The organism is Allobosea sp. P4_E12, from assembly GCF_056401655.1.
Window position 1 is genome coordinate 16,751 of sequence record NZ_JBFUIY010000034.1, and the last position, 15,253, is coordinate 32,003.

Genomic DNA, 15,253 nt, shown 5'->3' on the forward strand with positions numbered 1-15,253 from the left:
CTTGATGCTCATTGCGAGTCTTGCGCCGCTGCCATTGCTTGCGCAGGCGCGGCAGGTTCCGGAAACCCGTCAGCAGGTTCAGCTTTCCTTTGCGCCGATCGTGCAGAAGACGGCCGGGTCGGTCGTGAATGTCTATGGCGCCCGTGTCGAGCGTCGGGCTCAGAACCCTTTCATGGACGATCCGTTCTTTCGCCGCTTCTTTGGCGATGACGGGTTCGGTGTCCCGCGCGAACGCGTGCAACGATCGCTTGGCTCAGGCGTGATCGTCGATGCGAGCGGGCTCGTGGTGACCAATAACCACGTCATCGAGGGCATGAGCGAGGTCAAGGTCGCCTTTGCGGACAAGCGCGAGGTGGAAGCCACGATTGTCCTGCGCGATCCACGCACCGATCTTGCCGTGCTGAAGCTGAACGGCGCCAAGGATCTGAGCGCGATCGACCTTGCCGATTCCGACCAGCTCCAAGTCGGCGATATCGTGCTGGCGATCGGCAATCCCTTCGGCGTCGGGCAGACCGTGACGCAGGGCATCGTTTCGGCGCTGGCTCGTACGCAGGTCGGTGTCGCCGATGCGCAGTCGTTCATCCAGACCGATGCGGCGATCAATCCCGGCAACTCCGGCGGCGCGCTGGTCGACATGGAAGGCCGACTGATCGGCATCAACACCGCGATCTTCTCGCGCTCTGGCGGCAGCCACGGCATCGGTTTTGCGATTCCCTCGTCGATGGTTCGCGTCGTCGTCGAAAGCGCGAAGTCGGGTGCTGCTTCGGTGCGCCGGCCGTGGTTCGGCGCCAGGCTGCAGGCACTGACGGCCGATGTCGCCGACGGGCTTGGGCTCGACCGCCCGGCCGGCTCGGTCGTTGCCAGCGTGGTCGAGAAGGGGCCGGCCGCCGAGGGCGGGCTCAAGCGTTCGGACGTCATCCTCGCGCTTGACGGAGTCGCCGTCGATGATCCCGAGGCCTTCGGCTATCGTTTCGCGACCCGCCCGATCGGGGGTACGACCTCTCTGACCGTCCTGCGCGGCGGCAAGCGCCTGGTGGTTCCGGTGAAGCTCGTTCCCGCGCCCGAGACGCGGCCGCGCGAAACCGTGACGCTTTCGGGCCGCACGCCGCTTTCGGGGCTGACGGTGCTCAACCTGTCGCCGGCGGTTGCCGAGGAGCTTTCGATCGATGCCGGAACCGAAGGCGTCGTGGTCAGTGCCATCGAGGAAGGCAGCCTTGCGGCTCGCGTCGGTTTCCAGAAGGGCGACATCATCCTGGCCCTGAACGGAGAGCGCATGGAGCGCTCGCGCGATGTCGAGGCGGCCCTGCGTCAGCGCAAGCGCGCCTGGGAGGTGACGATCTCGCGTGCCGGACAGACCGTGACATCGGTCTTCCCGGGGTGAGCGACCTCTTTTCCGCTTCCGGCCTCGACAAGGCGGGGCCGCGCCCGCTTGCCGACCGTTTGCGGCCGACGACGCTGGCCGAGGTCACCGGGCAGGGGCACCTGACGGGGCCGGATGGCGCGCTCACGCGACTGCTGGCCTCGGGCTCGATTGGCAGCCTGATCTTCTGGGGGCCGCCGGGCACCGGGAAGACGACGGTCGCGCGCCTGCTCGCCGGTGCGGTCGATCTCGGGTTCGAGCAGATCAGCGCGATCTTCTCCGGGATCGCGGACCTCAAGAAGGTGTTCGAGGCAGCGCGCGGGCGACGGCTGGGAGGCAAGGGCACGCTGCTCTTCGTCGACGAGATCCATCGCTTCAACCGCACTCAGCTCGATGCGTTCCTGCCAGTCATGGAGGACGGCACGATCACGCTGGTCGGTGCCACAACCGAGAATCCGTCCTTCGCGCTCAACGCCGCACTTCTGTCGCGGGCGCGGGTGCTCACCTTCCAATCCCTCGACGAGAACGCGCTGCTCTTTCTGCTCGGCCGGGCCGAGGTGCTGGAGAACAAGGAATTGCCGTTGACGCCGGAGGCGCGGCTGGCGGTTGCCCGCTTTGCCGATGGCGACGGGAGGGCGGCACTGACGCTGGCCGAGGAAATCTGGCGTGCCGCCAAGCCGGACGAGATCTTCGACGAGGCCGGTCTCGCCGAGGTGATCCAGCGTCGCGCACCGATCTACGACAAGGCGCAGGACGGCCACTACAACCTGATCTCGGCACTGCATAAGACGATCCGCGGCTCTGATCCGGATGCGGCTCTCTATTACTTCGCCCGCATGCTCGATGCCGGTGAGGATCCGCGTTTCCTGGCGCGGCGGCTGGTGCGCATGGCGGTCGAAGATATCGGGCTCGCCGACCCGCAGGCGCTCGTCCATGCCCGCGCCGCGGCCGAGACCTATGAACAACTGGGCTCCCCCGAGGGCGAGCTCGCGCTCGCCAACACGGTGATCTATCTGGCGACGGCGCCGAAATCGAATGCGGCCTATATCGCCTACAAGGCGGCGCGGCGCGCGGCCAAGGAGGGCGGCTCGCTGATGCCACCCAAGACCATTCTGAACGCGCCGACGAAGCTGATGAAGGAAGAGGGCTACGGCGCTGACTACGCCTATGACCACGACGCACCCGATGCTTTCTCCGGCCAGAACTACTGGCCGGATGCGCTCGGCCGGCAGCTGTTCTACGATCCACCCGAGCGTGGCTTCGAGCGCGAGATCCGAAAGCGGCTGGAATACTGGGAAAAGCTCAGGGCGGAGCGCAGCAGGTAGAAGATCGGATCATCGGACAGGTATCGGGTGCGATCATCCGACCTTCTGCGTCCGCATCGGTCTTTCCGAGAACCGCGCTCCATTTTGCGGGCCGATGCATCAGAACGCGCGCTCTATGAAGACTTGAGTCGAGATCAGACGCCCCGCCAGCCCTGCGGCGACCTGCCGGCCAGTCAGGGATATCCGGGCTTGCGCGACCGACGCTTCGATCCCGGCCTTGAGACCCTCGACCGGTGTCCAGACCAGATTGGCGGCGGCGCGGTCGATGCTGATCTTGCCTTTGGCCTGGTCGATCAGCGGAACCGATAGCTGGTAGCGGCTGACGTAAAAATTGGTCGCGATCTCGTCGGTCCATTCCCGCCGCATCACAAGGGCGGTCGAGAAGCCGCGGGTCGGGTCGCTGCCGAGGAGCACCGTCCGAACGACGGCGGCGTCGAGTTGCGAGCCGATATAGGGCGCCGCGTCGACCGCGCCTGCGACCTGGGCCGTGATGCTACCGGGGCGCCCCAGCATCTCGGCCTCATAGGTAACGCCCAGAATTCCGGCGCGTCCCAAGCGGGAGTTTCGGCCGGAGATGTCGCGAAGTGCCAAAGCGCCATGCAACGTCCATGGCCCGGACTGGTAGACGAGCCGTGCCACGCCATCCGGCATGCGGCCGGCCGCAACCGGCAGGGTCGAGGTCGTGCCCAACGCGGGATCTTCCATGGCAAGTGTCGCGATCCAGGTCTCCGTCAAGGGCAATTCCAGGGCCAACAGTCCGACGGTCCGACTTGGCACCCGCGTGCTGAAGATGAACTCGTCGCCCGTCCAGAAGCTGAAGCGCGAGGTGTCCAGGCCGAAAATCCAGGGCCCGACCAACACCGTCGCCTCGTCGAAAGTGAGTCCTGCGACATCGTCGGTCGGGCTCTGCATGGTGAAGGAGAAGGCGCTGCCGACGCGCAGCCCGGAGGCGAGATCATGCGACGTCGCGATGCGAATACTCGCGCTTGTCGGAAAGGATGTCAGGCTCGACTGCGGCAAGGAAACGGAGCGCGATGCCCGGACACTGTCATTCTGCAGGCCAGCGCTGACGGTGCCCGACACCGAGAGGCAGGTGGCGGAGCCGGGCAGGATCAGGCCAGGGATGCTGTCCTCGTCATCGTCCTCTTCCTCGTCATCGCTGCTTTCGTCCTCCATTTGCCGGCGGGGATCGGCCTTGCCGCCGAAGAGGGGCTCAAGCTCGGTCGGCGTGATCGTGCAACTGCGCGCAAGGCTCGGGGGGCGGGCGGGTTTCAGGCCCTTGGGCGGCGGGAGTGCGACTGCTTCCCCGGTCAGTGCTGCGAAGGCCGGCAAGGCAAGCAAGGCCGAGGCTGCGATCGCCCAGGTGCGATGCAGGCAGGGCTTCTCCTCAGCGCGGCCTGTCACGGCGGTCATCGGTGGCGGGCGGCTCCAAGGCATTGTCGTCAGTGGTCATCTGTCGTTACGGGATCCGGGTGTGTCAATTGCGCCGTGAGAGGGCGCACTCCCGTGATTGTCGGGGCCTGAGACCGGATTTCGTTTGTGCAGGTCGGGTGTGCTGGCTATTGCAGGACGATGACATCCACGTTTCTCGTCTTCCTGGGCGCCGGCATCGGCGGCGCGCTGCGACACGGCGTCAACTACACCTCACTGAAATGGCTGGGGACGGGTTTTCCCTATGGCACAATGGCCATCAATATTCTCGGTTCGGGGATCATGGGGCTGATCGTCGGCTGGCTCGCCTTCAGGGCGGGCGAGGGCTGGTCGCAACAGGCGCGCCTCTTCCTGACCACGGGCGTCCTGGGTGGATTCACGACTTTCTCGGCCTTCTCGCTTGAGGCCGTTCTGCTCTGGGAGCGCGGCCAACTGGGCTTCGCCACCATTTATGTTCTGGGCTCCGTCGCGCTGTCTCTGGCAGCGCTGGTCGGTGGGCTCGCACTCGTCCGGGGGCTATCATGAGGCAAGGTGGCAAGGGCTCCGGCAGCAAGGGCTCCGGCGGCAAGGGGCAAACGGGTCGCGGCGGCAGGCCTCCCGCGGCCGGTGCCGGGAAGAAGCGGCCAAGCCATGACGCGCGCCGGCCGGCGCGCGCTTCGGGCCAGGCCAGGCCGGGCGAGGGCGAGGACGTCGCGCGCCGCGCACCGGTTGGCAGGTCGCCAGTGCAACGGGCACAGCGCCCAGCCGGACCGACGCGGGCCGAGGTCAAGGCCGTGACCGCAGAGGTGCTTGCCACCGGCGTTCAGCAACTCGTCGTGACGCCGGACGAGAACGAGATGCGGATCGATCGCTTCCTTGAGACACGCTTTCCGCAGCTGTCCTTCAGCCATATCCAGCGGATCGTCCGGAAGGGCGAGCTGCGCGTCAACGGCAAGCGCGCCGACAGCAAGGACCGGCTCGAGGCCGGCCAGACTGTGCGCATTCCGCCGCTGAAGCTCGAGCAGCAGGCGGAGCGTCCGCGGTCGGCCAGGGCCGATTCCGACACGGTCGAGTTCCTGCGCTCGATCACGCTCTACGAGGATGACGATGTCATGGTCCTCAACAAGCCTGCCGGCCTGGCCGTGCAGGGCGGCTCGGGCACCACGCGCCATGTCGACGGCATGCTCGATGCCCTGACCGGCAAGGACGGCCAGAAGCCGCGCCTCGTGCACCGGCTCGACAAGGATACGTCCGGCTGCCTCGTCATCGCCAAATCGCGCTTTGCGGCGGCGACGCTGGCAAAGACCTTTCGTTCGCGCTCGGCCCGCAAGGTCTACTGGGCGCTGGTTGCCGGCGTCCCGCGCGTCCGGCAGGGCCGGATCTCGACCTATCTCGCCCGCGAGGAAGCCTATGATGGCGATCAGCGGATGGCGGTCGCCAAACATGGCGACGACGGTGCGATGCATGCCGTGACCTATTACGCCGTGGTCGAGACCGCGGCGCAGAAGCTCGGCTGGCTCTCGCTGAAACCGGTGACCGGCCGCACCCATCAGTTGCGTGCACATGCGGCCCATATCGGCCACCCGATCGTCGGTGATCCCAAATACTTCAACATTCAGAACTGGGAGCTGCCGGGCGGCATCCAGAACAAGCTGCATCTGCTGGCTCGCCGCATCGTGCTGCCGCATCCGCGCGGCAAGGGCACGATCGATGTCAGCGCGCCGCTGCCGCCACATATGCGCCAGTCCTGGAATCTGCTCGGTTTCGAGGACGAGCGCTATGACCCGATCGTGGACGCGCCCGACGAGTAGGAGTTGGCGTTACCTTGTGTAAGAGAACACTTGCGGAACAAAAACAGATATGTTCTAATTTTGTTCTCATCACTCTTACGCAGGTGCTCCCATGACGCGTTTCGCCTTCGTTCTTGCCGGCCTGACCCTTTCGCTTGCCACATCTGCCGCTGCGCAGTCACCAACCGCCCCGCAAGCTGCTGCTGCAGCGGCGGATGAGCCTGTGCCGCGCGTCGAGCGCGCCAAGGCGCGGCAGGATTGTGTCGCCGAACATATTGCGCTGAGTGGCGACGATTTGCGCCAGGCCATGCGCGATTGCATGCAGGCAAAGTTTCCGGGCGTCCAACTCTATGCCCGCGATGGGCTGACGCGCGACGGCAAGCCCACGGCCGTGACGGCGCGTACCGCCTGCAAGACGGAGGCCGATGAGGGTGGCCTGACCGGCGCTGCGCGGCGCGACGCGCTGGCCGCCTGTTTCAAGGCGAAGCGGCCCGATCTGGCGGCTCGTGCCGAATGTCGCAAGGAGAGCCGCGCGAAAGGGCTCGATGGCGAGGACCTGCGCAAGGCGGTCGCGGACTGCGCCCGCGAGAGCCGTTCATGACGGAGCCGCGCCGGGTGCAGTGGATCGCAGTCGCGATCCACGGTAAAGCGCCTGCATGGACCTCGTCATATTCGATCTCGACGGCACGCTGATCGATTCAGCCGCCATCATCCTCGGCGCCCAGGTCGAGACCTTCAAGCGTTGCGGCCTGGTCTATCCAGGCCGCGAGGCGGGGCTCGGCATCGTCGGGCTGACGCTCGATATTGCGCTGATGCAGCTTGCGGGGCTGGAACGCCCCGACGACCAGCTGACGGAAACCTATAGGGAGGTCTTCGGCGCCATGCGGCGGCAGGCCGAGACCGATCCAAGCCTCGCCGAGCCGCTCTTCCCGGGCGTTGCCGCTATGCTGGACGCGCTGGTTGCGCGGCCCGATACGGTGCTCGGCATCGCGACCGGCAAGTCCCGTCGGGGCGCGGACTACATCGTCGAGCGCTATGGCTGGCGTCAGCACATGGCGACGATCCAGACGGCCGATGATGCACCGTCCAAGCCCCATCCCGACATGATCCTGCAGGCGATGAGGGAAGCCGGCGCGCGACCGGAACGTACCCTGATGGTCGGCGACAGTTCCTTCGATATCCAGATGGCGGTTGCCGCTAGGGTCACGCCGGTAGCCGTCTCCTGGGGCTTCCAGCCGGTGGCATCCCTGCAGGCGCTCGGCGCGCGCCATGTCCTCACCGATTGTGCCGAGTTGACGGGCATCATTGACGGGCTCGCGGTGGCTGAGCCGACCTGAGGGCGGCGGCGAGGGCACTGCGACGTTCCGCTCCGATCGGGTTCCACAGTCTCTTCGCGCCGTCGGATCGGCGCGAAGACTGATCCATGTCCCCGCTTCGCTCCTTCGCGCCGACGTCCCGGTCGAACTGGAAATCGCCGCAAACTGTGCAGCCGAAACGCCCTGTCCGTAAGAGAGGCGCGCGGAGGTTCCGTCATCGCGGCGAGCAGGACGGCGTGCCGTCGAGCGGAAACCGATTCGGTGCCGGATTTCGACCGCGACCCGATGCATGGCGGCACTTCAGTAACATCCTCGCAACCACGTCCGATCAGGACCGTTTAACCTGAACAGAAGTTCAGATTTGGCCGTTAACCACCTGCTGGCGGGTGCCGCGTCATGGTGTTCCCACAACAGGAACGCACCGGCGCAAAATAAAGCTGGGCAGGAGTCKAACGATGATTGGTCATGAGCTCCGTGAATTCGTCGATCGCGTGATGGAAAAGCACGCGATCGACGATCAAGACACCAAGATGCTTCAGCGCGAAATCTTGGTCGATAGCGTGATGACGCGCGATGTCATCGATGTTCTGATTGCGCTGGATCGCGCGGTCGTCGCGACCAGCGCCTCCTTCGCCAATTACCTGGTCACTCTGGTCGTCGACTTCGCTGTCTGGGAAAGCCGCCCGACAGGCGTGATCGATCGCGAGAAGGCACATTGGCTGGTGACGACGCTCTCTGCTGGCGACGGCCCGACCGAGACGGCGCGACGCATCGCCTTCGAGATCGTGCGCGAGGCGGATCGCTGCGACGAGATGCTGATCGCCTTCGCCATGCGCAAGAGCACGTTCATGGTGCCGGGCCAGCGCCTCGAACGCGTTCTTCGGACGAACTGATCAGGCGGTCGCGCACAGCCCGCCGCCCATTCCCGAACTTTCGCATCAGTGGACGCGGGCTGCGGCCTCCAATAAACCCCGACTGTCACAGTGTTTTCAGACAGCCGGGAGACGCCACCCATGTTCACGAAGATTCTGATCGCGAACCGTGGCGAGATCGCCTGCCGTGTCATCAAGACGGCGCGGCGGATGGGCATCAAGACGGTTGCCGTCTATTCGGATGCCGACCGCGACGCGCTCCACGTCGAGATGGCGGATGAGGCGGTCCATGTCGGCGCGGCGCCCGCGGCCGAATCCTATCTGCTGATCGACAGGATCATCGCCGCCTGCAAGGCGACGGGGGCAGAGGCTGTCCATCCCGGCTATGGTTTCCTGTCCGAGCGCGAGGCCTTCGCCCAGGCGCTCAGGGATGCAGGTATCGTCTTCATCGGCCCCAATCCCGGCGCGATTGCCGCGATGGGTGACAAGATCGAGTCGAAGAAGGCGGCCGCCGCGGCAAAGGTCTCGACCGTGCCCGGCCATCTCGGCGTCATCGAAGATCCCACCGAAGCCGTGAAGATCGCCGACGAGATCGGCTATCCCGTGATGATCAAGGCCTCKGCCGGCGGCGGCGGCAAGGGCATGCGCATTGCCCATTCGGCCGGGGAAGTCGCCGAGGGCTTTGCCCGGGCGAAATCGGAAGCGGCGTCCTCATTTGGCGACGACCGCGTCTTCATCGAGAAGTTCATCGTCGACCCGCGTCATATCGAGATCCAGGTGCTTGGCGACAAGCACGGCAACGTCATCTATCTCGGCGAGCGCGAGTGCTCGATTCAGCGCCGCAACCAGAAAGTCGTCGAGGAGGCGCCGTCGCCGCTGCTCGACGAGGCGACCCGGCGCAAGATGGGCGAGCAGGCGGTGGCCCTCGCCAAGGCGGTGAATTATGATTCGGCCGGAACGGTCGAGTTCGTCGCAGGGCAGGACCGCTCCTTCTTCTTCCTAGAGATGAACACCCGGCTCCAGGTCGAGCATCCCGTCACCGAGATGATCACCGGCATCGACCTCGTCGAGGAAATGATCCGTGTCGCCTATGGCGAAAAGCTCCGGCTGACGCAGGCCGATGTCAAGCTGAACGGCTGGGCTGTCGAATCCCGCGTCTATGCGGAGGACCCGACCCGCAATTTCCTGCCTTCGACGGGGCGGCTGGTGACCTATCGCCCACCGGCCGAAGGTCCGGATGGCGAGGCGACCGTCCGCAATGACACCGGTGTCTTCGAAGGCGGCGAGATCTCGATCTATTACGACCCGATGATCGCAAAACTCGTGACCCACGCGCCGACGCGCGAGGCGGCGATCAAAGCGCAGGCCCGTGCTCTCGACGGTTTTGCCATCGAGGGCATCCGCCATAACATCCCGTTCGTCTCGGCGCTGATGCAGCATCCGCGCTGGATCGCCGGACACTTGTCGACGGGCTTCATCGCCGAGGAGTTTCCGGAAGGCTTCTCCCTGCCGCAGCCGAAGGGAGAGATAGCGCTGCGCATGGCCGCTATCGCGATCGCCTGCGACCACCGTCTCAACCAGCGCAAGCGACATGTCTCGGCCCAGATGGAGGGATGGCGCAAGGTCGAGTTCGAACGCACCCGCATCGTGACGCTCGGCGGTGAGCGCTTCGAGGGCATCGTGGCGGAGCAGGGCGAGACGATCCTCGTCAGCTTCGGCGACCGTTCATTGGCGGTCGCCTCCGAATGGCGGCCGGGTGAACCGGTCTGGCGCGGCACGCTCGATGGTGTCTCGATTGCGGCGCAGGTGAGGGCGATCCTCAACGGCGTATCGCTTGGCCATGCCGGAGCCTATGCCAGCGCCCATGTCTATACGCCGCGCGAGGCCGAGCTTGCCGCCCTGATGCCGGAGAAGGTTGCGGCCGATACCGGAAAATTCCTGCTCTGCCCGATGCCGGGGCTGGTCAAGGCCGTGTCCGTGAAGGTCGGCCAGGAAGTCAAGGCCGGCGAGGCGCTCTGCATGGTCGAAGCGATGAAGATGGAGAACGTGCTGCGTGCCGAGAAGGACGTCACCATCGCGAAGATCCTCGCCAAGGAGGGCGATTCGCTCGCGGTCGATGCCGTGATCATGGAGTTCGCCTGAGCTTGAGGCGGCAGACCGCCTGCAGATAGAACGATTTGCTTTCCGTGGCGTCAGGCAGGAAAGTCTGTCCGGCCAAAGGGTGGCGGGGAGCTCTTCATGCTGACGATCTGGGGACGGATCAGTTCCATCAATGTGCAGAAGGCCGTCTGGGCGGCCGGTGAGGTTGGCCAGAGTTTTGAACGGGTCGATCTTGGCGGCGCGTTCGGCGGCAACCGCGAGCCGGCCTATCTGGCCAAGAACCCCAACGGCATGATCCCCGTTCTGGAGGATGGCGATGTCTGCATCTGGGAGTCCAGCAGCATCGTGCGCTACCTCGCGGCCCGCTATGGGGCGGGCTGGATCTGGGAGGAGGATCCCTCGCGCCGCGCCGAGGCCGATCGCTGGATGGACTGGATGATTGCCGAATTGCAGCCGGCGATGGCTCCGGCCTTCATCGGTCTGATCCGGACACCGGCGGAGAAGCGTGACATGGCTGTCATCGAGGCCTCCATCGCCAAGACGGAGGCGAAGCTGGACATCCTCGAGGCGCATCTGGCTTCACGTGATTACCTCGCCGGCGCGCGCTTCGGCATGGCCGATATCGCCGTTGCGCCGGGCGCGCATCGCTGGCTCAACATGCCGGTGCCGCGTGCGTCCCGGCCGAATGTCCAGCGCTGGTACGAGACAGTGGTGGCCCGGCCTGCTGCGAAGCCAGCGCTGCCCCTGCCGATCACGTGAGCGTGTCGCCGCCTTGCCCTCCCCGCAGAGCTTGACATGATGGTGACCATGACCCGCTTGGGAATTCTTGCATTCGGCATGGCGGCAATGGCTGCAGGAGGCGCTTGGGCGCAGTCGCCTCCCTCGAATCCGGTGCTATCGGCCGACCGCACGCAGATGGTGTCCTGCCTGAGCCAGAGCGGTGGGGCTGCCAGTTCGTGCATCGGGTCGGTGGCGGTGACCTGCGTACGAGAGGCTTCAGGCGATCGGCGTGCGGCCGAAGCCGATTGTGCGAGGCGAGAAGAGGCGGTCTGGCGCGAGCGCCTGACCTTCGCGAGTCTGGCGGTCATGCGCAATGCCGAAAGCGGCGCGCGGGGCCAGTTCGCTGCGCTTCAGGTCGCCTGGGAAGGCTATGCTGCGCAGAAATGCGCATTCTATGGGAGCATGCAGCCGTCTGTCCGCGTGGCCGGGATGCAGGCGGGCTGCATGTTGCGCGAGGTGGCCAGCCGTTCGCTCGAGCTCGAGCGAATGGTCGGCCAGCGCAATCCGGTGCGCCGCCCCTCCAATCCACCCAGCATTACCCGTTGAGCGTCGTTGCGTCGTTAATGCAGCGTCGTCTCGTCATCGGCTAGATCATCGGACCGGATATCGCATCCGGTGCAATGATCTAGCCTTCTGTGTTTGCATCGGCTGTCCCGAAGACCGCAATCCGGTTTTCGGGCCGATGCTTAGACAGCCGGTGCGTTCCGGAGTCCGCCGATGTTTTTCGTCCTGTCCAAGATCATCTGGTTCCTGTTCTCGCCGGTGAATTTGCTGATCCTGCTGGCGGCCTTGGCGGCGCTGCTGGCCTTCACCCGCTTCGCGCGCCCGGCGCGCTGGCTCGGCGGATTTGCCATGCTCGGCATCCTGGTGCTGTCCTTCAGCCCGCTGCCGCGGATCATCGTGCGGCCGCTGGAAAACCGCTTTCCGCAGCAGGAGGCCGCCAGGGGGCCGGTTACCGGCGTCATCGTGCTGGGCGGTGCAATCGGCGTCGCGCGCGGCGACATCGTGCTGAACCACGCCGGTGCCCGCATGACCAAGGCGGTCGAGCTCGCCCGGCTGCATCCGCAGGCGAAAATCGCCTTCACCGGCGGCGGCGCCAATCTGCTCTCGCCCGTGGTCAGGACCGAGGCCGATGGCGCCAGGCTGCTTTTCGAGGCGCTGGGCCTGCCGCCCGAGCGGGTGGTGCTTGAGGACAAGTCGCGCAATACCCGCGAGAACGCGATCTTTACCCGCGACCTCGTGATGCCGAAGCCGGGCGAGCGCTGGTTGCTCCTGACCTCGGCCTGGCACATGCCGCGCGCGATGGGCGTCTTCCGAAAGGCCGGATTCGCGGTCGAGGCATTCCCGGTCGACTATCTCTCGAGCAATGAGCCGGCCGATTTCTTCAGGCCCTACCGCGAGGCGTCGCGCGGCCTCGACATCGCAGAGCTCGCCTTCAAGGAATGGGCTGGTCTCGTTGCCTATTACGCCGCCGGCTACACGGATGCGCTGTTCCCCGCTCCCTGACGTTGCGGGGAGCAGGGCCTATTCGCTGCTTGGCAAGGACAGGCGGTAGACGCCGCGGAAATCGTCCGGATCGACCGGGCGACCCTTTCGGGTAATGACGAGGCGACCTTCCTTCATCATCCGCACGGCGATGCGGCGGATCGGCTGCATCAGCGGCCCCCAGCCATCGGGATGGTCGCCGCCGACGCGGCGCGCGGCATCCATCGCGCTGATCGTACGACCCAGTCCTGCCTCCGTGAGCAGGTCGAGTATGGCGGCTTCGAGGGCGTCAACGTGATCGGTCATGCCTCCCAGAGAGGCAGGGCTGCAGGATTCGTCAAGCGGCGAGGCCAGGGCGGAGGGATCGGCTTGCCCTGCCGCGTGAGGTGAAAAGCACTGCGGTCGCCATCGCGGCAGTGCGCGGAGACGAAGGGCTCAAGCCGGTGCGGTCGCTTTGGCTGCTTCGTCGATCAGAGCGGCGACTTCGGCCGGCTTGGAGGCGAGCGAAGCGTGGCTGGCAGCGAGCGTGATGACCTTTCGCGCGTTGAGGCGGGCCGACATGCGCTCCTGGTTCGCGGGCGCGATCATCCGGTCCTCACCGGAGATCTGGTACCAGGATGGCTTCTTCTTCCAGGCCGGCGCGGTGATGGTGTTGCCGAAGGTGCTGGCAAGCGGGGCCTTCTGCGTCACACCCATCACGAAGCCCTCTTCGGGCGTCAGGTCGGGGCAGAAGCTCTCATGAAATTTGTCGGGCAGGACCCAGAGATAGCCGTCGCTGTCGGGAGAGAGGTTTGCGGCCGCCTCTGGCGGGTGTTCCTGGGTGATTCCGCCCGGGCTCTCGCCAGCATCTGGGGCAAAAGCCGCGATATAGACGAGACCCACCACATTGGGCAGATCTCCGGCTTCCGTGATCACTGCGCCGCCATAGGAGTGCCCGACCAACAGCACGGGGCCCTTCTGCTGCGTCACCATCTTGCGGGTGCGCTCGGCGTCATCGGCCAGCGAGGTCAGCGGCATTTCGACGGCGTGGAGCGATGTGTAGCCCATCCGGGAGAGTTCGAGGATCACCCTGTTCCAGTGTGAGGCATTGCCCCAGAAACCATGCACCAGGACGATTGCTGGCTGCTTGCTCATGCTGGCCTCCTGATCCGCGGATCGGCTCCCCCCCGGGGCGGACGGTCTCACGGAGGTTCAGCCGGTGTCCAGAGCAATCGTTGCGGCCGGACAGCCCGAATCAGTGACCGGGGCTTGTGAAGATTCGTGCGGATTCCGACGCGAACTGCCGGCGCCACATCACTGTCAGCACTGCGGCCGTTGCAGCGAGGAACAGCCAAGGATCGATGAACCAGCCGAGATAGGCGAGTGCAAAGAAGAAGGCGCGTTGGCCGCGGTTGAAATGCCGCCCGGCGGCGATGTTCATTGCGATGGTCTCGCGGACGGCCTCCTTCGTCTCCTCCTCGTCGACCCGCTCCCTTGGCGGGATCGCGCCGAGAAGGATCGCGCAGTAGTTGAAGAGCCGGTAGCTCCAGGCGAACTTGAAGAACGCATGGGCGAAGATCACCGCAAGCCCGATCACCTTGATCTCCCAGGCCGCGCGCGAGGTCGGCGCGGTGAAGGGCAGATCGGCGAAGATCGCGACGACGCGGTCGGTCGACTGAAGCAGGGCGAGCGAGCCGCCGATCGCGATCAGCGAGGTCGAGGCGAAGAAGGCGGTGCCGTTCTGCAGTCCGTTCATCACCTGGGTATCGATGATGCGGTTTTCGCGCCGGACCGATTCCTGGATCCAGCGCGCGCGACGGAGATTCATCCGCGCGTTGAGGCTTCGCTCCCCATGTGGGCCCTTTTCCACGGCCAGGCCATAGCCAAGCCACGAGGCGACGAAGAAGATGAAGGCGATCATATCGATCGTCGTGAAGCCGGCCATGAATCGCCTCCCTTGGGCCAGAGTGCTGTCGGCATGGCCGCGCTGCAAGCCCGCGATTGACGCGATGTGCACGAGCGGCCACGGTGCCGCCGACGAGATGGAGGCCGGCAATGCCGCAAGTGATCACCAAAGGCTACAAGGCGTTGCTGGCGGAAGCCGAGGCCAAGGTCGAGACGCTCTCCGTCGAGCAGGCGAACGCGCTGGTCGGCCGTGACGACGTCGTCTTCGTCGATCTGCGTGATCCGCGTGAACTGGAGCGGGAGGGGCGCATGCCTGGTGCCTTCCACTGCCCGCGCGGCATGCTCGAATTCTGGATCGATCCCGAAAGCCCCTATGCCAAGCCGGTGTTCCAGCAGGACAAGCGCTTCGTCTTCTTCTGCGCAGGCGGCTGGCGTTCGGCGCTTGCTGCGCAGGCCGCGCAGGAGATGGGGTTGAAGCCGGTGGCGCATATCGCCGGCGGGTTCGGCGCGTGGAAGAAGGCTGGTGCGCCCCTCGATGCGCCGGAGCCGAGGAACGCCGGCGACAAGGGCTAGGTCTGCATCTTGTCCCATATCCTGATCGTTCTGCTCGTCGCAGGCGTCATCTTCCGCAAGCCGCTCGGACGCCTGCTGGCTCGCCAGTTTCCCGATCGCGCCAAGCGACAACAGGTGCTCGGCACGATCATCGTCGCCTTCCTGCTGGTAATCGCCGTCAGGCTGGTTGCCCTGTTCTGGTAGGAAATCCGGCAGGTCCGATAACGGGACTTGCCCATGCAGGGCGTCATCGCTGCGGTCCGCTTTCCAGGGTTGCCCGAAGATTGCCTGTGCCCCCGAGGTCACACATGCCCCGGTTGCAAATGAAGCGGCTTGCGCGTTCGCTGCCGATGCGGCATGTTGTTTATCTTGGCTTCAA

17 protein-coding genes are annotated in these 15,253 nt (G+C 65.5%); 13 read left to right on the forward strand and 4 right to left on the reverse strand.

The window, feature by feature from the left end; genetic code table 11:
- The first annotated feature begins 4 nt into the window (after nucleotides 1–4).
- Together AC1DW9_RS29605 and AC1DW9_RS29610 are read left to right on the forward strand one after the other, a co-directional pair.
- Complete coding sequence (locus AC1DW9_RS29605; RefSeq protein WP_441508490.1) at nucleotides 5–1,381, forward strand: DegQ family serine endoprotease; 1,377 nt, start codon at nucleotides 5–7, stop codon at nucleotides 1,379–1,381.
- Nucleotides 1,378–2,685, forward strand: coding sequence for a replication-associated recombination protein A (locus AC1DW9_RS29610; RefSeq protein ID WP_441493280.1), 1,308 nt, complete (start codon nucleotides 1,378–1,380; stop codon nucleotides 2,683–2,685). Before AC1DW9_RS29605 ends, AC1DW9_RS29610 begins: the two co-directional genes overlap by 4 nt.
- Nucleotides 2,686–2,784: 99 nt before the next feature.
- Here the strand turns inward: AC1DW9_RS29610 and AC1DW9_RS29615 are convergent, their stop codons facing one another.
- On the reverse strand, nucleotides 2,785–4,098 hold the full coding sequence (locus AC1DW9_RS29615) for a hypothetical protein (protein WP_441508488.1): 1,314 nt from the start codon (nucleotides 4,096–4,098) through the stop codon (nucleotides 2,785–2,787).
- 159 nt (nucleotides 4,099–4,257) lie between these two features.
- On the opposite strand from AC1DW9_RS29615, the gene crcB reads away from it, so the two are divergent.
- From crcB to AC1DW9_RS29660, 9 genes are all read left to right on the forward strand, one after another.
- Complete coding sequence (crcB, locus tag AC1DW9_RS29620) at nucleotides 4,258–4,641, forward strand: fluoride efflux transporter CrcB (protein ID WP_441508487.1); 384 nt, start codon at nucleotides 4,258–4,260, stop codon at nucleotides 4,639–4,641.
- On the forward strand, nucleotides 4,638–5,906 hold the full coding sequence (locus AC1DW9_RS29625) for an RluA family pseudouridine synthase (protein ID WP_441493277.1): 1,269 nt from the start codon (nucleotides 4,638–4,640) through the stop codon (nucleotides 5,904–5,906). The genes crcB and AC1DW9_RS29625 overlap by 4 nt, the downstream gene beginning before the upstream one ends.
- A gap of 91 nt (nucleotides 5,907–5,997) precedes the next feature.
- On the forward strand, nucleotides 5,998–6,486 hold the full coding sequence (locus tag AC1DW9_RS29630; protein ID WP_441508486.1) for a hypothetical protein: 489 nt from the start codon (nucleotides 5,998–6,000) through the stop codon (nucleotides 6,484–6,486).
- Nucleotides 6,487–6,541: 55 nt separating this feature from the next.
- A complete protein-coding gene (locus AC1DW9_RS29635) occupies nucleotides 6,542–7,222 on the forward strand; it encodes an HAD-IA family hydrolase (RefSeq protein ID WP_476776867.1) in 681 nt (226 codons plus the stop codon).
- 434 nt (nucleotides 7,223–7,656) lie between these two features.
- Nucleotides 7,657–8,094 carry a hypothetical protein gene (locus AC1DW9_RS29640; RefSeq protein ID WP_441493274.1) on the forward strand — a complete coding sequence of 146 codons (438 nt, stop codon included), beginning with the start codon at nucleotides 7,657–7,659 and terminating at the stop codon, nucleotides 8,092–8,094.
- 120 nt (nucleotides 8,095–8,214) lie between these two features.
- Nucleotides 8,215–10,215, forward strand: a complete 2,001-nt coding sequence (locus AC1DW9_RS29645) for an acetyl-CoA carboxylase biotin carboxylase subunit (RefSeq protein WP_441508484.1) — start codon at nucleotides 8,215–8,217, stop codon at nucleotides 10,213–10,215.
- Between the two features lie 96 nt (nucleotides 10,216–10,311).
- Complete coding sequence (locus tag AC1DW9_RS29650; RefSeq protein WP_441508483.1) at nucleotides 10,312–10,932, forward strand: glutathione S-transferase family protein; 621 nt, start codon at nucleotides 10,312–10,314, stop codon at nucleotides 10,930–10,932.
- 48 nt (nucleotides 10,933–10,980) lie between these two features.
- Nucleotides 10,981–11,499 carry a lysozyme inhibitor LprI family protein gene (locus AC1DW9_RS29655; RefSeq protein ID WP_441508482.1) on the forward strand — a complete coding sequence of 173 codons (519 nt, stop codon included), beginning with the start codon at nucleotides 10,981–10,983 and terminating at the stop codon, nucleotides 11,497–11,499.
- 171 nt (nucleotides 11,500–11,670) lie between these two features.
- Nucleotides 11,671–12,459, forward strand: coding sequence for a YdcF family protein (locus AC1DW9_RS29660; protein ID WP_441508481.1), 789 nt, complete (start codon nucleotides 11,671–11,673; stop codon nucleotides 12,457–12,459).
- Nucleotides 12,460–12,477: 18 nt separating this feature from the next.
- Here the strand turns inward: AC1DW9_RS29660 and AC1DW9_RS29665 are convergent, their stop codons facing one another.
- The 3 genes from AC1DW9_RS29665 to AC1DW9_RS29675 form a co-directional block, all read right to left on the reverse strand.
- The gene (locus AC1DW9_RS29665) at nucleotides 12,478–12,744 is read right to left on the reverse strand and encodes a DUF3253 domain-containing protein (RefSeq protein ID WP_441508480.1); all 267 of its coding nucleotides are present in this window, start codon (nucleotides 12,742–12,744) and stop codon (nucleotides 12,478–12,480) included.
- Between the two features lie 129 nt (nucleotides 12,745–12,873).
- Complete coding sequence (locus AC1DW9_RS29670) at nucleotides 12,874–13,572, reverse strand: alpha/beta hydrolase (RefSeq protein WP_441493268.1); 699 nt, start codon at nucleotides 13,570–13,572, stop codon at nucleotides 12,874–12,876.
- Nucleotides 13,573–13,672: 100 nt separating this feature from the next.
- The gene (locus AC1DW9_RS29675) at nucleotides 13,673–14,362 is read right to left on the reverse strand and encodes a DUF599 domain-containing protein (RefSeq protein WP_441508479.1); all 690 of its coding nucleotides are present in this window, start codon (nucleotides 14,360–14,362) and stop codon (nucleotides 13,673–13,675) included.
- A gap of 110 nt (nucleotides 14,363–14,472) precedes the next feature.
- Between AC1DW9_RS29675 and AC1DW9_RS29680 the strand changes: the two genes are divergently transcribed.
- Nucleotides 14,473–14,895 carry a rhodanese-like domain-containing protein gene (locus AC1DW9_RS29680; protein WP_441493266.1) on the forward strand — a complete coding sequence of 141 codons (423 nt, stop codon included), beginning with the start codon at nucleotides 14,473–14,475 and terminating at the stop codon, nucleotides 14,893–14,895.
- Nucleotides 14,896–14,904: 9 nt separating this feature from the next.
- The gene (locus AC1DW9_RS29685) at nucleotides 14,905–15,078 is read left to right on the forward strand and encodes a hypothetical protein (RefSeq protein WP_441493265.1); all 174 of its coding nucleotides are present in this window, start codon (nucleotides 14,905–14,907) and stop codon (nucleotides 15,076–15,078) included.
- The last annotated feature ends 175 nt before the right edge of the window (nucleotides 15,079–15,253 follow it).

What these genes read in the sequence shown, in the direction of transcription:
- AC1DW9_RS29605 (WP_441508490.1), top strand. Translation starts at nt 5, where the DNA reads ATGCTCATTGCGAGTCTTGCGCCGCTGCCATTGCTTGCGCAGGCGCGG.
- AC1DW9_RS29615 (WP_441508488.1), bottom strand. Translation starts at nt 4,098, where the DNA reads ATGACCGCCGTGACAGGCCGCGCTGAGGAGAAGCCCTGCCTGCATCGC.
- crcB (WP_441508487.1), top strand. Translation starts at nt 4,258, where the DNA reads ATGACATCCACGTTTCTCGTCTTCCTGGGCGCCGGCATCGGCGGCGCG.
- AC1DW9_RS29625 (WP_441493277.1), top strand. Translation starts at nt 4,638, where the DNA reads ATGAGGCAAGGTGGCAAGGGCTCCGGCAGCAAGGGCTCCGGCGGCAAG.
- AC1DW9_RS29630 (WP_441508486.1), top strand. Translation starts at nt 5,998, where the DNA reads ATGACGCGTTTCGCCTTCGTTCTTGCCGGCCTGACCCTTTCGCTTGCC.
- AC1DW9_RS29635 (WP_476776867.1), top strand. Translation starts at nt 6,542, where the DNA reads ATGGACCTCGTCATATTCGATCTCGACGGCACGCTGATCGATTCAGCC.
- AC1DW9_RS29640 (WP_441493274.1), top strand. Translation starts at nt 7,657, where the DNA reads ATGATTGGTCATGAGCTCCGTGAATTCGTCGATCGCGTGATGGAAAAG.
- AC1DW9_RS29650 (WP_441508483.1), top strand. Translation starts at nt 10,312, where the DNA reads ATGCTGACGATCTGGGGACGGATCAGTTCCATCAATGTGCAGAAGGCC.
- AC1DW9_RS29655 (WP_441508482.1), top strand. Translation starts at nt 10,981, where the DNA reads ATGACCCGCTTGGGAATTCTTGCATTCGGCATGGCGGCAATGGCTGCA.
- AC1DW9_RS29660 (WP_441508481.1), top strand. Translation starts at nt 11,671, where the DNA reads ATGTTTTTCGTCCTGTCCAAGATCATCTGGTTCCTGTTCTCGCCGGTG.
- AC1DW9_RS29665 (WP_441508480.1), bottom strand. Translation starts at nt 12,744, where the DNA reads ATGACCGATCACGTTGACGCCCTCGAAGCCGCCATACTCGACCTGCTC.
- AC1DW9_RS29670 (WP_441493268.1), bottom strand. Translation starts at nt 13,572, where the DNA reads ATGAGCAAGCAGCCAGCAATCGTCCTGGTGCATGGTTTCTGGGGCAAT.
- AC1DW9_RS29675 (WP_441508479.1), bottom strand. Translation starts at nt 14,362, where the DNA reads ATGGCCGGCTTCACGACGATCGATATGATCGCCTTCATCTTCTTCGTC.
- AC1DW9_RS29680 (WP_441493266.1), top strand. Translation starts at nt 14,473, where the DNA reads ATGCCGCAAGTGATCACCAAAGGCTACAAGGCGTTGCTGGCGGAAGCC.